This is a genomic window from Streptomyces sp. NPDC057950 (assembly GCF_042887295.1).
GTDB classification, from domain to species: Bacteria; Actinomycetota; Actinomycetes; order Streptomycetales; family Streptomycetaceae; genus Streptomyces; species Streptomyces kaempferi.
Genome location: NZ_JBHVPP010000012.1, coordinates 24,383 through 41,908 on the forward strand (window position 1 = coordinate 24,383; position 17,526 = coordinate 41,908).

The following is a 17,526-nucleotide window of genomic DNA, read 5'->3' on the forward strand; positions in this document are numbered from 1 at the left end:
CGAGCACGGCGCGGTGGGTGTCCCTGTTGCGGGCCGGCCTGCCGGCCGCGTGGAGGGCCGCTGGACTTCCCCGAACCGGGAAGGGGAAGATCACCGCACAACGTCAGCGAGGACCTCGTTGAACGCCTCCGTGGAGCTCGGGTGGGTCCAGATGCCGTCGCGCAGTCGGCTGGCGGTCAGGCCGGTGCGCATTGCCAGCGCCACAGTGTTGATCAGTTCCTGCGAATCGATACTGAGCAGAGCCGCGCCGAGGATCTCGTCGGTCTCCGCGTCGACTACGAACTTCATCATTCCGCGAGTGTCGCCGACGATGCTCGCGCGGGGCATGGCCATCAGCGCGGCGACGTCCTTTGCCGCGATTCGCACGGACCGGCCCGCGGCACGTGCTTCCTTCTCGGTCATGCCAACTCGCCCGAGCGGCGGGGTCATGAAGAGGGTGTACGGGACGGCGACCCGGTCGGTGGTGGTCCGAGTTCCCTTGCCCGTGTCCATGATCTGGTCGGCGACGACGCGGTAGTCGTCGAGAGAGATGTAAGTGAACTGGGGGCCACCGTTCACGTCGCCCACGGCGTAGATGTGCGGACGGCTCGTGCGCAAGTACTCGTCCACTTCGATGGCGCCCCGGTTGTCCGTACTGACACCAGCGGCTTCCAGGCGCAACTCGGCGGTCCGCGGTGAACGTCCCGTACCAACGAGCACGGCCTCCGCCTCAATGGTTCCCTCCTGGCCCTCATGCGTCCGGTAGGTCACGGTCGCGACGCCGTCTCCATCGACGACCTCGGTAACGCGGGCGCCAGTGACGAAGTTGATGCCGTCCTCACGCAGGATCGCCTCCGCCGCCTGTGCGATGTCGTCGTCCTCCCGGCGCAGAATTCGGTCGCTACTCTCCAGCACCGTGACAGGGACGTTGTAGCGGCTCAGTAGCGCCGCGAATTCCAGCCCCTGGTAGCCACCGCCGATGACGGCCACGCGGCGCGGCATCGTGGGTGAGCGCACCAGGTCCGCGTTCGTGACGAGGTATGCGCTCTCGCGCAGTCCCCGGACGTCGGGCACTACCGGTTCGGCGCCGGTATTGATGACGATCGTCTCCGCGGTGATCTCCAGACGATCCTCACCAGCGACGACCTCGACCCGCCTATCGTCGAGGAAGGACGCCGTACCGGTCACGACGGTTACCGTGTCGAGGGTGTCGAGCATGCGGAAGTTCTTGTCGCGCATCGTTGCCGTCATCGCGTCCGTCGACGCTACGGAAGCCTCGTACCAGGCGCTGGGATCGGCGTCATCCGGGCGCTGCGAGGCCCGATGGATGAGCGCTTTGGTCGGTACGCAGGCGATGTTGATGCATGTTCCGCCGTACAGCAGGGCGGACTGCTCGACCATCGCGACACGCTTTCCGGAGCGTCCCATGGCGGCGGCGAGCGTCTTGCCCCCCTTGCCGAAGCCGATCACCAGCAGGTCCGTGTGCAAAATGTCCATGGAACAAGAATCGGCCGAAGCCGCCGATCGCTGAAGCTTGACTCCGTCGGGGATCTTGGATGGTTGAGGTCAGGTGCCGAGGGTGCGCCAGGACTTTGAGCGGGGGATCCCCTGCTGGTCCAGGAAGATCTGGAAGGTGGTTGGTGGTCTCGGCGGAGAGGGCTCCTCGGTCGCTGGCCGGCCGCTGAGTCGTTCGATGTTCACGGCGATGGCCGTGAACATGTGTTGCAGGTGTGCTTTCGGCTGTTCTCGGTAGCGGCAGCGGCGCATGCCGTGTCCTCGGGCGAATTCGTCGACCGTGCCTTCCGCTCCGGAACGGACCGCTCAGTGCGGCACCAGCGAGGTCGAGACCCGCCTCCGCACGAAAATCGTCACCCTCAAGACGACCATCACGAACAAGAACGCCGACATAACCCGGCTCAGAGACGACGTCAACGGCTTCCTCGCGGAGAACACCAGACTCACGCTCGAGAACCAGGAACTGCGCGACGTGCTCAGCGGAACCGCCGCCAACGTCACGCCACTGCGGTCCGGGCCGGTCCGCTGACAGTAATTCAGGCCCAAACCGTGCAATTCAGCCCCGACGCCCTACGTACTGCGGCCCCATCGCGCGTAGCCCCGCTTGATCTCAGCCAGGTACTGGGCCAGGTCAAAGCGGACTTCTTCGACGACACGGTCCTCGACCCCTGGGTACATCAGATCGCCCCAGATCACGGTCTGCTTCCGAAGCCGGATCCGGATTCCGACCACCGAGACAGGGTCGGAGCCCTGCCCGTAGGTCGCAACGTCCACGCTCCTGGCTTGATCGGTCGGACAGAGCGGACCTCCAGGCCTGAGGAGCCGACCCGGATGGCCGCCGGTTGCGCCGTTGTGGGTGCGCGCGATCAGGTCGAGGGCGTCGACAAAGAGGTACGTGTGTACGGCCCCGCACGTGGGTGGCCCCGGGCAGGCGGTGATCAGTAGCGTGCTGACTGAGTCGTGCCCCCGGCGATCCCTGCGGTTGGCGCGCACCAGGCGCGGGGACTTACGCGGCATCCGTCCTAGGTGACATCACGGTGCCGATGATAAGAGGCCATGATCCGTCCGGCAGTTCCTTTTCCAAGTTGCGGGTCATGTTCTCTTGATCTACCAGTTCCTGCTCAACCCGCAGGCTTCCAGTTCAAGTCGCCTTGCTCGTCGACCTCGCCCACACAGGTCGCCTCGGCGCCGCCGAGAGCAGCATGCCGCAGCAACACCGACGTCTGCGTTTCGAGTGCGGCAGCGACATCCCGGAGCATCGAGCCGACTGAGTCCCACAGGGGCACCCCCAGTCCCCAGCGCTCGTGGTCCCAGAGGAATACAGCCCCGTGAGACCCGCCAGACCGAAGGTCAACGATCAGGCCGTCACCACCCGGGCTCATCGCGATCGGCATGAATTCCGCCAGGAACCGAGGCTCCGGTGCCCCGTTCGCGTCGAATGCAGGCCCCTCCTGCTCTGCGACAAGCAGCCAGATCTCCCGGGTTTCCAGGGCCTCGTCCAAGGAGACCGGGGCGAACGACTCAGGGATCCAGTAGTCGGCGCTGACGTCGGTCAGGGCCCACCACTCCCGCAGGTCCACCGGGAGTGACACAGCCAGTGAGGCTTCAACGGCCTCCAGACGGCCAGGGTCTACCGCCGGCCTGAGTGGAACCCACCGGACACGGGTACTCAGCCAGAGACCGATCCGATCCCACGACTCCCGCACCGCACCTTGATCAATTGACGTCATGGCGGGCAGTCTGGCACCCCGCTACGACAACGGCGCCCGACACCCGATCAATACCTCTGCGAGCCGGCCACGCGCCGGTACGGTGGCAGAGAAGGTAACCCACGCGCTCGTATGGCGGCGGCTGCGGCAGTATCTCCTTCATGACCACACCCGCTGATCGAGCTGCGTTCTACCCCGACGTTCTGGCAGAAGGAAGCCTCGCGGCGGTCCTCCAAGCCGCCGCGGATGTGGACGGCCTCTCAGTCCCCGTTGCGGTGTCAGAGTCCAACCCGCTGTACGGCGCCACAGTGGCGAGCAGCGTTCCGTTCCGGAACAGGCTGACCGTCAGCGCGTACACCTGGAAGCGGAGGTGGTCGATCCGCGGCGAGGAGTCGTGTCAGGGCATGGAACTCATCGGCGGGGACACCGATGATGTCGCGCAGATCGTCAGGGCTGCGCAGGCCTGGCATGGAGGAACCGAGTTGACCGAGATCCGCCGGACCGCGCCTTTCGTGCATCTGTCGGGCCGTTTCGAGGTGCCCGACCACGATCCGGCGCAGCTGGCGGAATCCGAGTGGCAGCACCTCCGGACTCGGGCTGCTGAGGCAGACGCGCCGGAGTTCCAGGCGCTCATCGAGGCGGCATACCGGGAGCCGGCGTTGCGAGCGCTGTACCCGTTCACCAGCATGTGGACGTTGCGGTTCTCCACCTGTACGCGCCCGGGCCTGGCCGACCTCGGGCTTTTCCTGGACGCACATCGCGGCGGTCGGTACACCCTCAGCGACAGTCTCCTTGATGGCACGATCCTCGGCGAAGCCGCGAAAGCAGAAGACCTTGTGTCGGTGGCCGTGCACCACCTCCCCTCCCCTCTCGGACCTGTTACATCAGGGGCGAGTGCTCCGTGATCACGCCGGGGTCAACACGGTGACTTGCCAGGGAAGCACGTACAGCTCACTGTGTCACCGCCGCCCGGTGGCGCCTCCGGTGAATGTCGTTACGCCGTCTGAGTGCCGAGGCCCGCAGGCTTCCCAGCTGGGGTGCAGTGTGCGGGGCGAACAGTTCACGCGGAGAGACCTCAGTTGATGACCCTGTTCCGAGCCGAGGAGGTCTTCCCGTCCGACAACGCAACGTCGCTTTTCGGGGACGCGTCGCGTGAGCAGGTGAACGTGGCGCTTTCCGCTGTACTCGGACGTCGGTGAGGATCCGTCAGCCCGGCGGACGCGAGTGCTGAAAATGGTCTACCACTCCCGGCCGGACGACTGTGACGACCACCATCTGCGGGAGGTCCTCCGCGAGGTCCGCGTCCGGCACCCAGGAAGGTGCGGGCGGCTTCCGCAAGAGGCTGAAGCGCATCACGTGGGTGGACCGGCCGCAGGGGATCGGGCGACTCCCCCGGCCTCGCTCGGTCGAAGCGGCCGCGGTCGCGGGCGAAGAGGCCGCCGCCCGCCGCGATCGGCTTCCTCTCCACACCCGCCACGCCCGCAGCGGCGCCCCGTCCGCGACACCGTCGAGTACGCACGGATCGTCGCGATGCTCACTGGACGCCGGCCCCCTGTCGCAGAGAGCACCCCGAGGCGCGTGCGTGGCTTGCGCTCATCCGGTGGGCCCCGGGCGGGGACGGGCGGACGGGGCGAGACTTGGTCTCGCCCCGTCCTGTCAGGCGTGTGCGGCGGCTGCCGTCAGCGCAGCGTGTACGCCGTGGGTATGGTCTGCCTGACGGTGTTGCCCTGGCTGTCGGTCGCGCTGATTCTCAGTCCGATGCCCTTGGGGGCCTGGTTCCGCCGGGGGTTCTTTATCGTCGTGGTGAAGGTGTTCTTCCCAGTGGCTCTCGTGGTTGCCGTGTGCCAGGTGCTGCCCCCGTCGAAGGTGGTCTCAGCCTTCAGGGAGGTCACCTTGGGCAGGGCGGAGAGACGTGGCTGGTAGTAACCGACGACGGTGATGTCGTGGTTCTCCCCGGCCTTGACGGAGTTGTCCAGGGCCAGATCGAAGTCGTAGCGCAGGAAGATCAGCGGTTCCGGGCGGCAGGCTGCCTTGTTGCTGCCGGTCACGTCACCCATGCACGGACTCACCTTGGGGGCGTCCCCCTTGGTCGCTTTGGCCGAGGTGTACTCCCAGACCGTCTTGACGTCGTTGGTCTTCGCCTCGAACGTGTACCGGGCGGACTTCGCCGGCAGGTCGTAGGCGATGAGGTCACCACCGTTGCAGCCGGCCAGCGCCAGCATCACCGCGGATACGAGCACCATGAGGGATCCTCTGCGGCGCCGTGCCGAAGGCACACCGGTGTTCATCGTGTTGGTCTCCTTAGCGGGTTCGAGTGCCGTCACTGGCTGATGTAGTTCTCGTCGGGGAGATGCTCCGTGCGGCGCTCGATCTCGTGACCGGACGCGTTCAGCAGATCGAGGTCGCAGGTGTAGTCGAGGTTCGGCGACGTGGACGACGGAGTCGGTCCGCACGCCGGGATATCGGCGAAGTCGTGCGTGATCAATTCGTCGTTGACGATGCCGATCAGGGCCTGGCGGCCACCGCTGCTGTCCGTCAGGTAGATGGTCGGGTAGAACGTGTCGCCCTGTCGGCAGCCCGAGCACGGTCCCGCTCCGACCGAGAAGCCGGACTTGGTCTGCACCTGAGGAATGGCCCCTGGTACGGAGGGCCCCGCGTTCCAGTGGATGTCGTCCTTGCCGGTGAGGACCAGGTCGTTCGCCTCAGAGCGGTTGTGCGCCAGGAAGGAGTCCGCTCCGCGATCGGCCCACGATGCGGTGAACCGGCTGATCGCGTCGTGCTGCCGCTTGACGAACGTGGTGAGGGTCTGCCGCGTAGGCAGGCTGGGCAGAGTGACCTGTGACGCGGTGGGGGTGTTGCGGAGGAACTGCATCCAGGCCAGCTGGTGGACGTCTCCGGGCTGTGCCGCGTGGAAGTGGAGGTCGACTTGGTCGAGATCGTCCTTGGCGACCCGGTAGCCGTCCGGCTTGATCTGTCCCTCGTCGTGGTACCTGGCGGCGTACACCTTCGGCACGACGCTGCCGCCGACACTGAGCTCGACGGGCGACCGTTCGGATCTGATCCGCTTGAGCAGGCTTTCGGCCTGGTCGTAGGGCAGCGTCACGATGGGCAGGGGGCCGTAGGACTGGATGGCCGGGCAGCTCTTCGGCCCGTCCGGGCACTGGTCGAGCTCCGTGGGACGGCCCAGCGAGGTGAGATCCGGTGCGGCAACCAGCACGCCGGCGGCGCCGACGGCGGCAGCGGCCGCAACCCGCTCGTCCCGGAGCCTTGTGAAGTCGCAGGTCGCCTGGCAGATGTCAGTCGGCGTCAGAAGCACGAGCTTGCCCCGGGCGTCGACGTTCGCAAGCTCGGCGGCGGAACCGGTGCCCGCCTCGACCACCGGGAGGTGTCCCTTGACCGGCAGCCGGGGAACCGGGATCGAGGCTTCGCGGAAGCTTGGATCACCGTCGTCGTTCAGCCACATCTGCGTCTCGCCCAGCGCGGCGTCAGGGGTCCCGTAACGGGCGGACAGGGTGGCGGGGACACCGCGGCCGGTGGTCCGCAGGGTGACGACCGGGGTTGTCCGCGAGCTGTAGAGGTCGTGGGTGAGGGTGCCGATGCTCACCTTGCCCGTAGGCAGCATCCACCAGTTCGATTCGCTGACCCTGTAGCCGAGTGAGACCCGCGTGCCCGTTTCCCATTGTCCGGTCGCCGAGACCCGGTTGACGGAATCGGACGTCATGTAGGTCTCAGTCGATTCCGGGTACTGCACGCTCAGCGGCTTGGCCTTGCGCAGGTCCAGGCTGACCGTCGTGGCCTTGGTGAGGCTGACCTCCGGTGCCATCGGCTCTGCCTGCTGCCACTCACCGGCCGCGTTGCGCCAGGTGACCGGTATCTGCGCCGCGTAGACACCGCGGAAGAGCTGTCCGGTCACGGTGTCGGCGCCGGTTTCGTAGGTCGGGCCCGCGTGCAGGTGTACTTGGTCGTCGACCGGCGTGAACGTGGCGCTGCCGTAACGCACGTCGGTGGCACCGGTCGGAGGGACTACGTGCAGGGTCAACGGGAACTTCTGGGCTTCGACGAAGGTGTGAATGCCCGAGCTCAGCTGAATCTTGCCGGAATCGTCCCGGGCTTTGAGCATCCCGTTGTATCCACCGTAGGCTCCGTCGGTGCCCAGCACACCGCCGTCGAGTGTCACCGACACCTCGGCGGACCCGTTGGCGGGAACAATGACCTTGTCCGTGCCGAGGGTGAACATGCCTGCCGCGGCGGGCCGGCCGTCGGCGAAGGAGACCGGCGCCGCGAGATGCAGCGTGATCGCCTTGTCATCGTGGTTGGTGTACGTGATTTTCTTCGTCACCGGCGAGTGCGGGTAGGTCAAGCGGCCGAAGTTCAGGTTCCCCTTCGGGATGACCTGCGGATCGGTCGCGGTCGCGAGGTCCACCCGGCCGGCGCCCTGGGCGTACAGGTCGTGCCCCAGATCGGTGGCAGTACTCATCAGCAGCGCCTTGATCTGCTGGCCGGTCAGCTCCGGATGCTGCTGGGCGACGATGGCTGCGGCGCCGGCCACGTGGGGCGTTGCCATCGAGGTCCCGCTGGCCGTGGTGTAGTACTGGTCCACCGGAGTGCCCATGGTCGTACCGGCGGCGCGGGCCGCGACGATGTCGACGCCCGGAGCCGCGATGTCCGGCTTGGCGGCGCCGTCCCCGATTCGGGGTCCGCGGTTGGAGAAGGACGCCATCTCGTCGGACTTGTCGACGGCCGCCACGGTCAGGGCGTCGTCGGCTGAGCCCGGGGCGACCACCTTCTGCGGGGTGAAGCCTGAGTTGCCGGCCGCGACCACGAACAGGGTCCCGGTGGCACGGCTGAGCTCGTTGAGCGCCTGGCTCATCGGGTCCGTGCCGTCGGTGGGGTCACCTCCCAGGCTCATGTTGACGATCTTGGCTCCCGAGTGGGCAGCCCAGTCCATGGCCGCGATGATTCCGTCGTCGGGACACTGCCCGCTGTCGTCGCAAACCTTGCCCACCAGAAGTTTGGCGCCGGGTGCGACGCCCTTGCGCAGCCCTTTGGAAGCGGCTCCGCTGCCCAGGACCGTGGACGCCACGTGGGTGCCGTGCCCGTGCCCGTCCTTGGCGCCCGTGGGACTACCGGTGAAGTCGACCTGTCCGGCGATGCTCGCGGACACGTCCGGGTGGGTGGCATCGATGCCGGTGTCCAACACCGCCACGGTCACGCCGGTGCCGTCGTAGCCGCGTTCCCAGGCGACAGGCGCGCCGATCTGCGGTACCGACTGCTCGAGGTCGACGTGGGCCAGGCCGTTGAGCCAGACCTTCTTGACCCCTGTCAGGGAACCGGCGGAGCGGGCGGCGGCCGGCGTGGAGGCCGTCTTGCCCCGCACCTCCTGCCACCACCGCCCGTCGTCGGCGATGTTCAACGAGCGGCCGTTGATGCTCGGTAGCGTCCGCCCGCCGGAGGCCCCTGCGACCTTGCGCGTCTTGTCGGCCGCGGTCGTGTCGGTGTACGTGACGAGCACCGGCACCGTGTCGCGCTTGCCTGCCTGGACGAGCGTCACCAGTTGACTCAGGTCGAACAGACTCCAGTCCAGCATCCCCTTGCCGACCAGCGCGAGGGCATCGTCCGGCACGACGTACATCTTGCCCTGGCGGGTGAGGGTGTGGAACACGACGGGCAGTCCGTCGGGCCGTGGCGCGCTCTCGGTATCACGGACGACCGGTTTGCCGTCGTCGTCGACACCGACGCGCAGCCTGTCGCCGGTGATCAGCGTGACCGGGACGGATCCGCCGGACGCGGAGACGATCCGGGCCAGGCCTTCGTCGGCGACCGCTTTCGGTTTGCTCGTCTGTGCAAGACCGGCTGGCGTCGTCTGCCGGACCGGCTCGGCGGCGTGGGTCGCCGTCGACGGCACGAACATGCCGAAGACGGTCAGACCGACGGTCACCGCGCCCCAGCGTCTGCCGGTGCCCTTTCGTGCGCTTGACCTCATCTATGGGCCTCCTGTGAGGGGAAGGGAACAGCGGGAAACTTGGGGAGAGGTTCGACGTGTTGGCCTGCGGAGCGCGGGCGATCGGGGCCCGCGCACACGAGAACGCCGGCCCCCTCCATCGGACTGGATCACTCGGCGCCTGGCGCCACGGGCTTGCGCGCCAGGGCCTGGCTGACGATCCCCGTCGTCGCCCTGAGGGCGGCCCCGCCGCGTCAGGTGCGTGCCTCGGCGTGCCGGGCTCGGACCCTCGTACCGGGCGTACTCGGGTGTGTGCCAGGTGCGTTACGAGTGCGTGCATGGCGTCGCGGGGCAGACGGGAATCGTCAGGCAGGCCCTAGAGCGGTTCGTACTCGGCGACGTCGTCGGCGCCGCTGTGAGCAGGGGCGGCGCCCGCTGGGTCCGGCGGCGGTCCGGCCGGCACCGGTTCGGCTCGAGAACGGAGTTCCGGTTCGGACGGGTCCTCTTCCGGCAGGGGCGTCGGCGGCTCAGCGGGCAGCATGGCGACGAGTGTGCGGGAGGGCCGACTGTCCGTGCGATCGGTCAGATGCGGGATTTAATCCGGCCGCCCGCTCCTCGACTTTTCTTCGTCCCGCGAGCGCTCCGCGGAATTCACTCGTCGCTCGAAGTCCGTTGGTTCAGCTCGCCCACGAGGCCCGACTCGACGACCCTGACCGCGAGGGCAGTGCGCGAGCTCACGTCCATTTTGCGCATCGCCGACTTCACCTGGCTGGCGATGGTCTGCGCCGACACGACCAGTACGTCAGCGATCTGACGGTTGGTCAGCCCATCGGTCAGCAGCCGGGCCACCTCCAGCTCGCGCGGCGAGAGCTGGTTGCCGTAGCCGGGACGCCCCCGGCCGCGCGCCACCGCGACGACATCTCCTCCCCGCCCGGCCAGGAACCGGCCGATCCGGTCGGAGTCGTTGTGAGCGCCGAGCTCCGACAGCGCCCGCGTGACGGCCGACAGCAGAGACAGCCCGGCTTCGTCCCGGCCTTCCACAAGCAGGCAGCGGGCGGAGCTCTCCCGGGCGAGCAGAGCGTCGTACGGGCGTGGCAGTGCCTCCCACGCGGCAGCCGCACGGAGGAACAGTGCGGCGGCATCCGCGATGCGGCCGTCGGCTTCCGCCAGGATCGCACGGCAAAGGATCAAGGACGCCTGTGGCGCCGCCGCGTCTCTGTCGCCCAACGCCCTCTCAAGAGCGTTCACCACGTCCGCGGCAGGCCCGAGCCGGCCGGCGGCGACCAGGGCCGCGGCGCGTGCCGGGGCGAACTCGACGGCGCGCGACCACAGGCCGCCTCCGACGACGATCTCGGCGAGTTGGTCCGTCAGACGCAGTGCCTCGTCGACATCGCCGTCGCGCAGGCACACCTGGGCCAGTGCGGCCGCGGCCTCGATGCGCTGCTGGTCGTCTCCGCCGGCGAAACGCAGCCGCTCCTTCGCTGCCTCCCGGTCTCCCGCCGCAGCCTGTAGCAGGCCCGCGACGAGCGCCGCCTCGCACCGGTCCTTGAGCCGTACCCCGTTGTCGTCGTCGACCAGACGCGCGGCCCGTTCGGCGAGTCCCGACCAGGCGCCGGTGAACCAGTCGAGGTGGGCCCGCGAGGAGGCGATGCTGTCGAGGTAGTCCACGAGCTGATGGCGCTCGGCGAGGGTCCGGGCCTTGGCCAGCCGTGCACCGGCCTCGTCATAGCGTCCCCACCGCGTCGCCTCCTCACCGACGTTCGTATGCCCTATCGCGACGATGGACGCTTCCCGCGGATCCAGGACGTCGTCCGGGATTTCGCGGGCCGCTGACCACCCGGCCTCCTCGCCCAGCATGAGCAGCGCGAACGCGCGTTCCACGGACAGGCGCAGTCGGTCGAGGGACGCCATCGACTGCGTCAGCGGCGGCGCCTCCTGGAGCCATCGCAGGTGTTCCGAGACCGGCCGCGCGTTCCCCAGGGGCAGCGCCAGCAGGACGCGGGCGCGCGCCGTCTCCGGGGACCCCGGCGGCAGATCGGGCAGCGCCGTGAGGATCTCGCGGCGGCCCGCCTCGATCTCGCCCGCCACCATGAGAACCCGGCCGATTTGGAAACGGACGGACGCCTGTCCCACCGGCGCGAGGGCCTGGCCGGTGAGAGCCGAACGCAACGCTTCGATGATCGCCGAGTACGGGTCGGAGCCGGACAGCGCCTGAAACTGGATCTTCGTCACCAGTCGTACCAGGATCCCGGCGGGGAGCGGGACGGTGGCGACCAGGCTGTGGAGCAGCAGCGCCGAGGTGGCCATGTCCCCGGACTGGACGCAGAGGTCGGCCGCCTCGTCGGTGTACCGGCACGCGGCCTCGCTGACACCGGCCAGTCGGAAGTGCCGCGCCAGCTGTGCCACCGGCGGCAGCGGCCACCGCTCCAGCGTCCGGCCCGCCCGCAGGTGCATGTCCCGCCGCTCCCCGGTCGGGATGGCGTCGTACACGGCGTCGCACGCCAGCGAATGCCGGAACGACCACTGACCGGGCTTGGCCTCGCGCAGCAGGCCGTTGCCGAGCGCCTCGGCCGCCTGCGCCGCGAACCGCTCCTCCGGCAGACCGGTGACCGCACGCAGGGTCACGAAGTCGGCCGGCCCGGAGAGCACTGCGGCCGCGTAGAGGACGGTGCGGCCATCGGGGTGGAGCCGCTGGACGCGTTCGAGCATGGCGTCGCGGATCGTCGGCGGGACCTCGATGCGGTCCAGCCGCCGTCGCGCCCAGCCGCCGTCCTGGCGGATCAGATCGGCGCGGTCGTGCATCAGCCGCAGCGATTCCTCCACGGCAAGGGGTACGCCCTCGGTGCGCGCGTGCAGAAACGCCGCGAACTCGTTCGAGACATACCCGCCGTCCAGCATCGACGAGACGAACGAGGCGGTCTCGGCGACGTCCAACGGTCCCGGCGTCAGCCTGACCAGTCGGGCGTCGGAGGGCAGCCGCGAGGCCAGCCTCAACAGGAGGGAGGCCGACGGCACTTCGTCCCGCCGGAAGGTGAGCACCAAGCTCACCGGCTGCGGCCGACGGGAGACGAGGAACTGCAGGAACTCGAGGGTCGCCTCGTCAGCCCAGTGGACGTCCTCCAGCACGAGGAGGGCGACGTCGAGCCGGCCGAGGACCTCGACGAACGCACGGAACAGCCGGTGCCGGGCAGCGGTGGCGTCCTCCAACGTCTCCGGAGCCGGAGGCAGGTCATCGGCCCACTCGGGGAACAACGGCCGCAGCGCACCGCCCAGACCGCTCAGCCGCAGTCCGACAACGTTGTCGACGCCGTCGCGCACCGCGTCCACCACCGCCCCGAGCGTGTACGGCACCCGCAATTCCAGGCAGGCACCGACCAAGGCGCGACACCCCCGCTCCGCCTGCGACGCAAGGAACTCGCGCAGCAGCCTGGTCTTGCCGATGCCCGCTTCGCCGTCGATCAGGACGACCGCGGGGGTACGTTCGAGCGCCGATCCGAGCGCATCCAGCTCACCGTCCCGGCCTACGAACCGCGGCGCGGACAGCGCCGGGAGCCGACCGGCACCCTTACGGGCCCCTCCACCCACCGCCAACTCCCCTCAGCCGACCACCGCTACGCCAGCGCCGACTTTATCCCCGGGAGATCATGTGAGGGGCCGGCATCGCGGCTTTCACCGGGTGCCGCCGACAGGGACAGTTCCAAGCCTGTGATCCGTATGCCACGACTGTGTCGATTTGGTGGATCGCGCCAGGAGAGACCGGTCCGGATCTCGCAGACCGTTCCCCTGGTGGGTCCGCCGCCCGACTGCCCGCGGCCGGGCGTAGTCGCCGAGGTGCCGGCGCAGCTGGCAACTCCGCCTGACCGCCGCTGACTTCATGGCGGTGTGACACGGCGGTGCCGGCGTAGGACATGTGCTGGGTGGCGGGTGCGGCGTGGCCAGGGGGCGTTGACGGTGCCGGTGACCGTCATCGACCAAGTTGCTCCCGTGGCAGCAGGCGCGCGCCGGAGACTGTTCCGCCTACGCTGATGACGTCAGTCGTCGCGACCAGGACCAGGGCGGGTTGGGGGCGTGGTGCCTGCCGCAAAAGCATTTGACGCCCGTCGACATCGGCCGGTCGGATGAAGTGCCATGAACACAGCGCACATGCATCCCGGCATGCATCCCGTCGACGACGCCCTTGTGCGGCGCCTGATCGCCGGGCAATTCCCGCAGTGGGCCGAACTGCCGGTAGAGCGGTTTCCGTCCGCCGGCACCGTCAACGCCATGTACCGGCTGGGCAATGACATGGTGGTACGGCTTCCTCTGCTGAAGGGCGGGGCCAACGACGTGGCGGTGGAACGGACGTGGCTGCCACGGCTCGCGCCCCAACTGCCCACAACCATCCCCGAGGTCCTCGGAGACGGGCAGCCCGCCGAGGGGTATCCGTGGCCGTGGTCGGTGTACCGGTGGCTCACGGGGGAGAATCCCGAGGCGGGGGTACTGAGTGAACCCGCTCTGTTGGCCGAGGATCTGGCCGGGTTTGTGGTGGCGATGCGGAGCATGACCCTGCCGGACGCGCCGCGGGCCCATCGCGGCGGACCGGTCGTCTCCCTCGACGCGGAGACCCGGGCAGCGATCGAGGAACTGCGTGGCAACCCGTGGGAGGACGTCGACTGCGACGCTGCCGCCACTGTATGGGAGGAGACGCTGCGGGCCCCGGCCTGGGACGGCATGCCGGTATGGCTGCACGCCGACCTCATGCCGGGCAACTTGCTGGTGGCCGACGGCAGGCTGATCGCGGTAATCGACTTCGGATGCCTGGGCGTGGGCGATCCGGCGTGCGATCTGTTCCCGGCGTGGAATCTGCTGCCGGCCGAAGCGAGGGAGGTCTTTCGCACCCGACTGGGCGTGGACGACGCGACTTGGATCCGCGGGCGGGGACGGACGCTCTCGCAGGCACTGATCGCGCTGCCGTACTACCGGAGGACGAATCCGGCGATGGCACACAACGCTCGTCACGTGATCCGGACGGTGCTGGACGAAGGCTGAACGATGAGAGGGGTTCGAACTGGATCGACGCATTGTGAGAGTTCCTCTTTGACTGCGGTGGCGGGGCGCAGCGGATGCCGAACCGGCACCGACCCACGCCACCGAGCCCAGCGGCCTCCCGCCACTGCGGACACCGCAGCGACACACTTGATGGTCGGGGACGGCCCGGGGTGGACCAGGCCGCCCGGCTTGCGTCACCCAGATTCGAGGAAACCCGCACCAACTGCCCACGAAAGGAAATGAATCGCGGACCTCGTGGGACAGCTCGCCTTCTGACCTGCTGGGACAGTGCTGTATTTGAAGCGCGACCGAGACGCCACGGGGCGAGCCGGTACCCATCCGGCTCGATCCGGGGTCCGGAACGGCCGACGTCGGCGAGGCACGACGCACCGGCGGCACTAGGGAATCCCAGCGGGCACCGGTAGCCGACGACACAGCCGACTTCTGCCGGAGCTGGCTCTCGTTCGTCCGCGCCGCCTGCCGATCCGAATACGGGGACAGCCACGTGTGCCCCAGGAAGTACTCGTGCGCGACGAGTGCCCTCAAAGTTCCTCTGATGTCGATGGCTGGCGGCCGATGGGCGGTGTGGGTGGACCAACGAACCGCCGTGATCACGAGGGCGGCCCTCGACAACCTCAGGCCATAGCCGAGCACGACGGTCTGACCAGGTCGGTTGTTGCGACGGCGGGCTGAGTACCTCTCCGAACCCCGGCCCGGGCGGACCCCCGGCGAGTTCTGCTCAGGATCGTTCCTGACAATGACTCGAACAGATCCAACAACCCTGGCACTGCGCGTGGTTGTTGTGGGAGGCCGTCCTTTCTCATCCCCAACAGCGGAGATCAAGGGACAGGTCCTAGCCGAAAGCACTCTGGATGCCCGCCCGACGGTTCATAGCAGGCTTCAAGACGGCCGAGTTCGCTGCCGTTGAGCATGGGAGTCGTGACGGAGCCTTCGTCCATGTCGTGGACCTGCCCTCGCTGCGAGCCGCCACCCTGACCGGAAAGCTCGATTACGTCTCCGACGTCCGCCCGCCAGAGCATCGCCCACACTGCGCGGCACTGCGCGCTGTACCGGAAGCCCAACAATGCGCGCATAGAAGTTCGGTACGGCTCCCGCGAGCCGATGTCCTCGACCTCTCCGGACGCCGCACAGCCCGTCATCAACGGATCTCGACCCGCGCACGTCTGGCCTTGGCAGCTATGAGCGGGCGGCACGGAGTACGCAGACTGCCGGGTGGGAGCCTTCGCGCCTGGGCCGGGCATGGCCGTCACCACTGTCGCCGCAGCGAGCCCCAGCACGACCGCCGCCGCAAAGGCCCACCAACGCCAACCGAGGTTCCACCTCTTCTCCTGGTCGGCAGCAGCCGAATCCGCGGAAACGCTGCGAGTGTCCAGCCGCCTGTCCCCCTCCTCTGGCACCACCGTGGGCGCCGCCGGCTGCGCGCGACCGCTCCACTCTTGGTCGGCCAGCTCCCACAGGGCCAGCAACCGCCCCCGGGACTCCCCCGCCAGGGCACACAGGGCAACGACGGCTTTGCTCGGGGCGAGCTGATTGCCGTTGAGATAGCGCTGCCAGGACGACTTGCTGTACTGGGTACGCTCTGCCAACACCGCCATGCTCAACCCGGTGCGAGCCTTGAGTTCCTGCAGCGCTTGCGCCAGCCGGGCACAGGCCGGTCGCGTGGAGTCTGTCATTTCCTCAGGACCTGCCACGTGTGCCGCCCCACCACGCCATCCGTGTACAGACCGGCCTTCTTCTGCAGGAGTTTGACGGCTCGCGCGGTGTTCGCGCCGTAGACCCCGTCCACGCCGCCGGCATCAAATCCGTCGTGCTGCAGCAGGCACTGAACCTCCACGACGTCCCAGCCCTGCGAACCCTGCCCGAGCACTTTGACGCGGGCGGTGCTGTGGCCCGCGTACAACTGCCCCTTCTGGCGCTGGAGCGGGCAGGGATACGTCTTGCCCGGGTGGTACACGAACGGCGCAGCCGAGGAGGGGGCGCGTGCCGTCCCCGTCGTGTTTTCGCCCGAGGAGCCGCCGTTCCAAGGAGCGGTGACCAGCAGCCCTGCGAGTAGCGCGCCCAGAACTACAGCAGTGCCGGCGCCGATCAGTACACCGCGACGGACCCGCCTGGGCTCAGAAGACACGGAGGGCTCAACTGCTGCTCCGACCAACGGATGTGTCGGCGACGGCTGCCAAACCGCTGCGGCCACCTCATGCAGAACCAGGATCCTCGTCGCATCCGCACCACTCACACGCGCCAAGGCCTCCACCGCCTCCCGCGGCGGCAGCGCCTTTCCGTTGAGATAGCGCTCCCAGGACGATCGGCTGTACCCCGTCTTGGTCTGCAGCGATAGCAGACTCAGCCCGCTTCGGTCCTTCATCCAGCGCAGCTGAATGACGAGCTTCTGTGCCCGATCGTCGAGCGACGCCGGTAGCGCTTTCCAACGCGACATGTTCCACCCCATACGCGTTGAGCCCGTTGCGGGCTCGTGGCTGTGCCGTAAGGGCTTTCCTGGGCCCGTCGAAATCATCGTTTCCCAACGGTTCGTTCGCAGCGGGCCTTTCGGCCAGCTCATCCGATGGCTCCACCTCGGCCCAGAACCCCTTCACAATCAGCTCTGTCCCAGCAGGTCAGCCCAGCGGACGGCTCACGAACACCCCAATTGGCCGTCGAGGCTGGCAGCCGAGCGTGACCGGCCGCCAATCTCGATCGTGCAAGCCGGGCGGCGCGGTCCACCCCGTGCCGCCCTCACCGATCGAAGGAGAGATCATCCATGGGAATCCATAGGAATCTGGCGGCACTGTCGGCGACGGCGGCACTGGTCGGCGGCGCCGCGGCCATGGCCCCTGCCGCGAGCGCGGCTTCTGGCGGCACCGCGCCCGCCTGCATCAGCCGAACGGTGTACAGCCAGCCCGACTTCCAGCAGGTCTCCCTCTACAACACGTGCGGCAAGACGATGCACGTCAACATCGTCGTGAAATCCGGCGGTGACATGGGCTGCAAGGCCCTTACGAACAAGCACGGCCTCATCCACACGATCAACTGGGGCCGCTACCAGAAGACCGTCGTCTGCTGACGGGCAGCTGTTTCATGACGGGGGACGTCCCACGGTCCGCTGACCTGTGCGCGAAACAGTCCGACCCGCCGGCGGACGGCACCGCCTGTGTGCCGCCCGCCTGTCACTGAGCTGGGCGAAGAGCGGTCCGCCTTCGCGCTCTCGTTGTTGTCGGCGCTGAGGGGCATGTCGCCGTCGACGTCAGGGCGTCCGGTTCGATGTCCGCGGGCCACCCACCCCCCCCCCCCCACGCCCAGACCCGGAAACCGGAACAGTGGGGGGGTGTGGGGGGGGCG

The 17,526-nt window shown here is 68.3% G+C and carries 13 protein-coding genes; 4 read left to right on the plus strand and 9 right to left on the minus strand.

Annotated elements, in window-relative coordinates; translation table 11 throughout:
- Positions 1–90: 90 nt before the first annotated feature.
- The gene (locus ACFVTC_RS20590) at positions 91–1,476 is read right to left on the minus strand and encodes an FAD-dependent oxidoreductase (RefSeq protein ID WP_390128931.1); all 1,386 of its coding nucleotides are present in this window, start codon (positions 1,474–1,476) and stop codon (positions 91–93) included.
- A gap of 69 nt (positions 1,477–1,545) precedes the next feature.
- On the minus strand, positions 1,546–1,698 hold the full coding sequence (locus tag ACFVTC_RS20595; RefSeq protein ID WP_390129356.1) for a hypothetical protein: 153 nt from the start codon (positions 1,696–1,698) through the stop codon (positions 1,546–1,548).
- 76 nt (positions 1,699–1,774) lie between these two features.
- Here ACFVTC_RS20595 and ACFVTC_RS20600 point away from each other — a divergent pair, with 76 nt between their 5' ends.
- Positions 1,775–2,023 carry a hypothetical protein gene (locus tag ACFVTC_RS20600; protein WP_390128934.1) on the plus strand — a complete coding sequence of 83 codons (249 nt, stop codon included), beginning with the start codon at positions 1,775–1,777 and terminating at the stop codon, positions 2,021–2,023.
- A gap of 41 nt (positions 2,024–2,064) precedes the next feature.
- Here ACFVTC_RS20600 and ACFVTC_RS20605 read toward each other — a convergent pair whose 3' ends face one another.
- Positions 2,065–2,268, minus strand: a complete 204-nt coding sequence (locus ACFVTC_RS20605) for a hypothetical protein (RefSeq protein WP_390128936.1) — start codon at positions 2,266–2,268, stop codon at positions 2,065–2,067.
- Positions 2,269–2,615: 347 nt separating this feature from the next.
- Positions 2,616–3,224 (minus strand): SMI1/KNR4 family protein, encoded by a 609-nt coding sequence (locus tag ACFVTC_RS20610; RefSeq protein WP_390128938.1) that lies wholly within the window; start codon positions 3,222–3,224, stop codon positions 2,616–2,618.
- A gap of 140 nt (positions 3,225–3,364) precedes the next feature.
- Here ACFVTC_RS20610 and ACFVTC_RS20615 point away from each other — a divergent pair, with 140 nt between their 5' ends.
- Positions 3,365–4,108, plus strand: a complete 744-nt coding sequence (locus ACFVTC_RS20615) for a DUF6193 family natural product biosynthesis protein (RefSeq protein ID WP_390128941.1) — start codon at positions 3,365–3,367, stop codon at positions 4,106–4,108.
- 774 nt (positions 4,109–4,882) lie between these two features.
- Here ACFVTC_RS20615 and ACFVTC_RS20620 read toward each other — a convergent pair.
- From ACFVTC_RS20620 to ACFVTC_RS20630, 3 genes are all read right to left on the minus strand, one after another.
- Positions 4,883–5,446 (minus strand): hypothetical protein, encoded by a 564-nt coding sequence (locus ACFVTC_RS20620; RefSeq protein WP_390128942.1) that lies wholly within the window; start codon positions 5,444–5,446, stop codon positions 4,883–4,885.
- A 77-nt stretch (positions 5,447–5,523) separates the two neighbouring features.
- Positions 5,524–9,186, minus strand: a complete 3,663-nt coding sequence (locus tag ACFVTC_RS20625; protein WP_390128944.1) for a S8 family serine peptidase — start codon at positions 9,184–9,186, stop codon at positions 5,524–5,526.
- A 609-nt stretch (positions 9,187–9,795) separates the two neighbouring features.
- Positions 9,796–12,729: an ATP-binding protein gene (locus tag ACFVTC_RS20630; RefSeq protein ID WP_390128945.1), complete on the minus strand. Its 2,934-nt coding sequence runs from the start codon at positions 12,727–12,729 to the stop codon at positions 9,796–9,798.
- A 558-nt stretch (positions 12,730–13,287) separates the two neighbouring features.
- On the opposite strand from ACFVTC_RS20630, the gene ACFVTC_RS20635 reads away from it, so the two are divergent.
- On the plus strand, positions 13,288–14,172 hold the full coding sequence (locus tag ACFVTC_RS20635; protein ID WP_390128947.1) for an aminoglycoside phosphotransferase family protein: 885 nt from the start codon (positions 13,288–13,290) through the stop codon (positions 14,170–14,172).
- A gap of 839 nt (positions 14,173–15,011) precedes the next feature.
- On the opposite strand, the gene ACFVTC_RS20640 is transcribed toward ACFVTC_RS20635, so the two are convergent.
- Together ACFVTC_RS20640 and ACFVTC_RS20645 are read right to left on the minus strand one after the other, a co-directional pair.
- The gene (locus ACFVTC_RS20640) at positions 15,012–15,866 is read right to left on the minus strand and encodes a DUF2690 domain-containing protein (protein ID WP_390128949.1); all 855 of its coding nucleotides are present in this window, start codon (positions 15,864–15,866) and stop codon (positions 15,012–15,014) included.
- The gene (locus ACFVTC_RS20645) at positions 15,863–16,627 is read right to left on the minus strand and encodes a peptidoglycan-binding protein (protein WP_390128951.1); all 765 of its coding nucleotides are present in this window, start codon (positions 16,625–16,627) and stop codon (positions 15,863–15,865) included. Before ACFVTC_RS20645 ends, ACFVTC_RS20640 begins: the two co-directional genes overlap by 4 nt.
- A 321-nt stretch (positions 16,628–16,948) precedes the next feature.
- Between ACFVTC_RS20645 and ACFVTC_RS20650 the strand changes: the two genes are divergently transcribed.
- Positions 16,949–17,251: a hypothetical protein gene (locus tag ACFVTC_RS20650; protein ID WP_390128953.1), complete on the plus strand. Its 303-nt coding sequence runs from the start codon at positions 16,949–16,951 to the stop codon at positions 17,249–17,251.
- The last annotated feature ends 275 nt before the right edge of the window (positions 17,252–17,526 follow it).

Bases quoted from the DNA above. Each gene is read 5' to 3' on its own strand.
- ACFVTC_RS20590 (WP_390128931.1), bottom strand. From the start codon at position 1,476: ATGGACATTTTGCACACGGACCTGCTGGTGATCGGCTTCGGCAAGGGG.
- ACFVTC_RS20595 (WP_390129356.1), bottom strand. From the start codon at position 1,698: ATGTTCACGGCCATCGCCGTGAACATCGAACGACTCAGCGGCCGGCCA.
- ACFVTC_RS20610 (WP_390128938.1), bottom strand. From the start codon at position 3,224: ATGACGTCAATTGATCAAGGTGCGGTGCGGGAGTCGTGGGATCGGATC.
- ACFVTC_RS20615 (WP_390128941.1), top strand. From the start codon at position 3,365: ATGACCACACCCGCTGATCGAGCTGCGTTCTACCCCGACGTTCTGGCA.
- ACFVTC_RS20620 (WP_390128942.1), bottom strand. From the start codon at position 5,446: ATGGTGCTCGTATCCGCGGTGATGCTGGCGCTGGCCGGCTGCAACGGT.
- ACFVTC_RS20625 (WP_390128944.1), bottom strand. From the start codon at position 9,186: ATGAGGTCAAGCGCACGAAAGGGCACCGGCAGACGCTGGGGCGCGGTG.
- ACFVTC_RS20635 (WP_390128947.1), top strand. From the start codon at position 13,288: ATGCATCCCGGCATGCATCCCGTCGACGACGCCCTTGTGCGGCGCCTG.
- ACFVTC_RS20640 (WP_390128949.1), bottom strand. From the start codon at position 15,866: ATGACAGACTCCACGCGACCGGCCTGTGCCCGGCTGGCGCAAGCGCTG.
- ACFVTC_RS20645 (WP_390128951.1), bottom strand. From the start codon at position 16,627: ATGTCGCGTTGGAAAGCGCTACCGGCGTCGCTCGACGATCGGGCACAG.
- ACFVTC_RS20650 (WP_390128953.1), top strand. From the start codon at position 16,949: ATGGGAATCCATAGGAATCTGGCGGCACTGTCGGCGACGGCGGCACTG.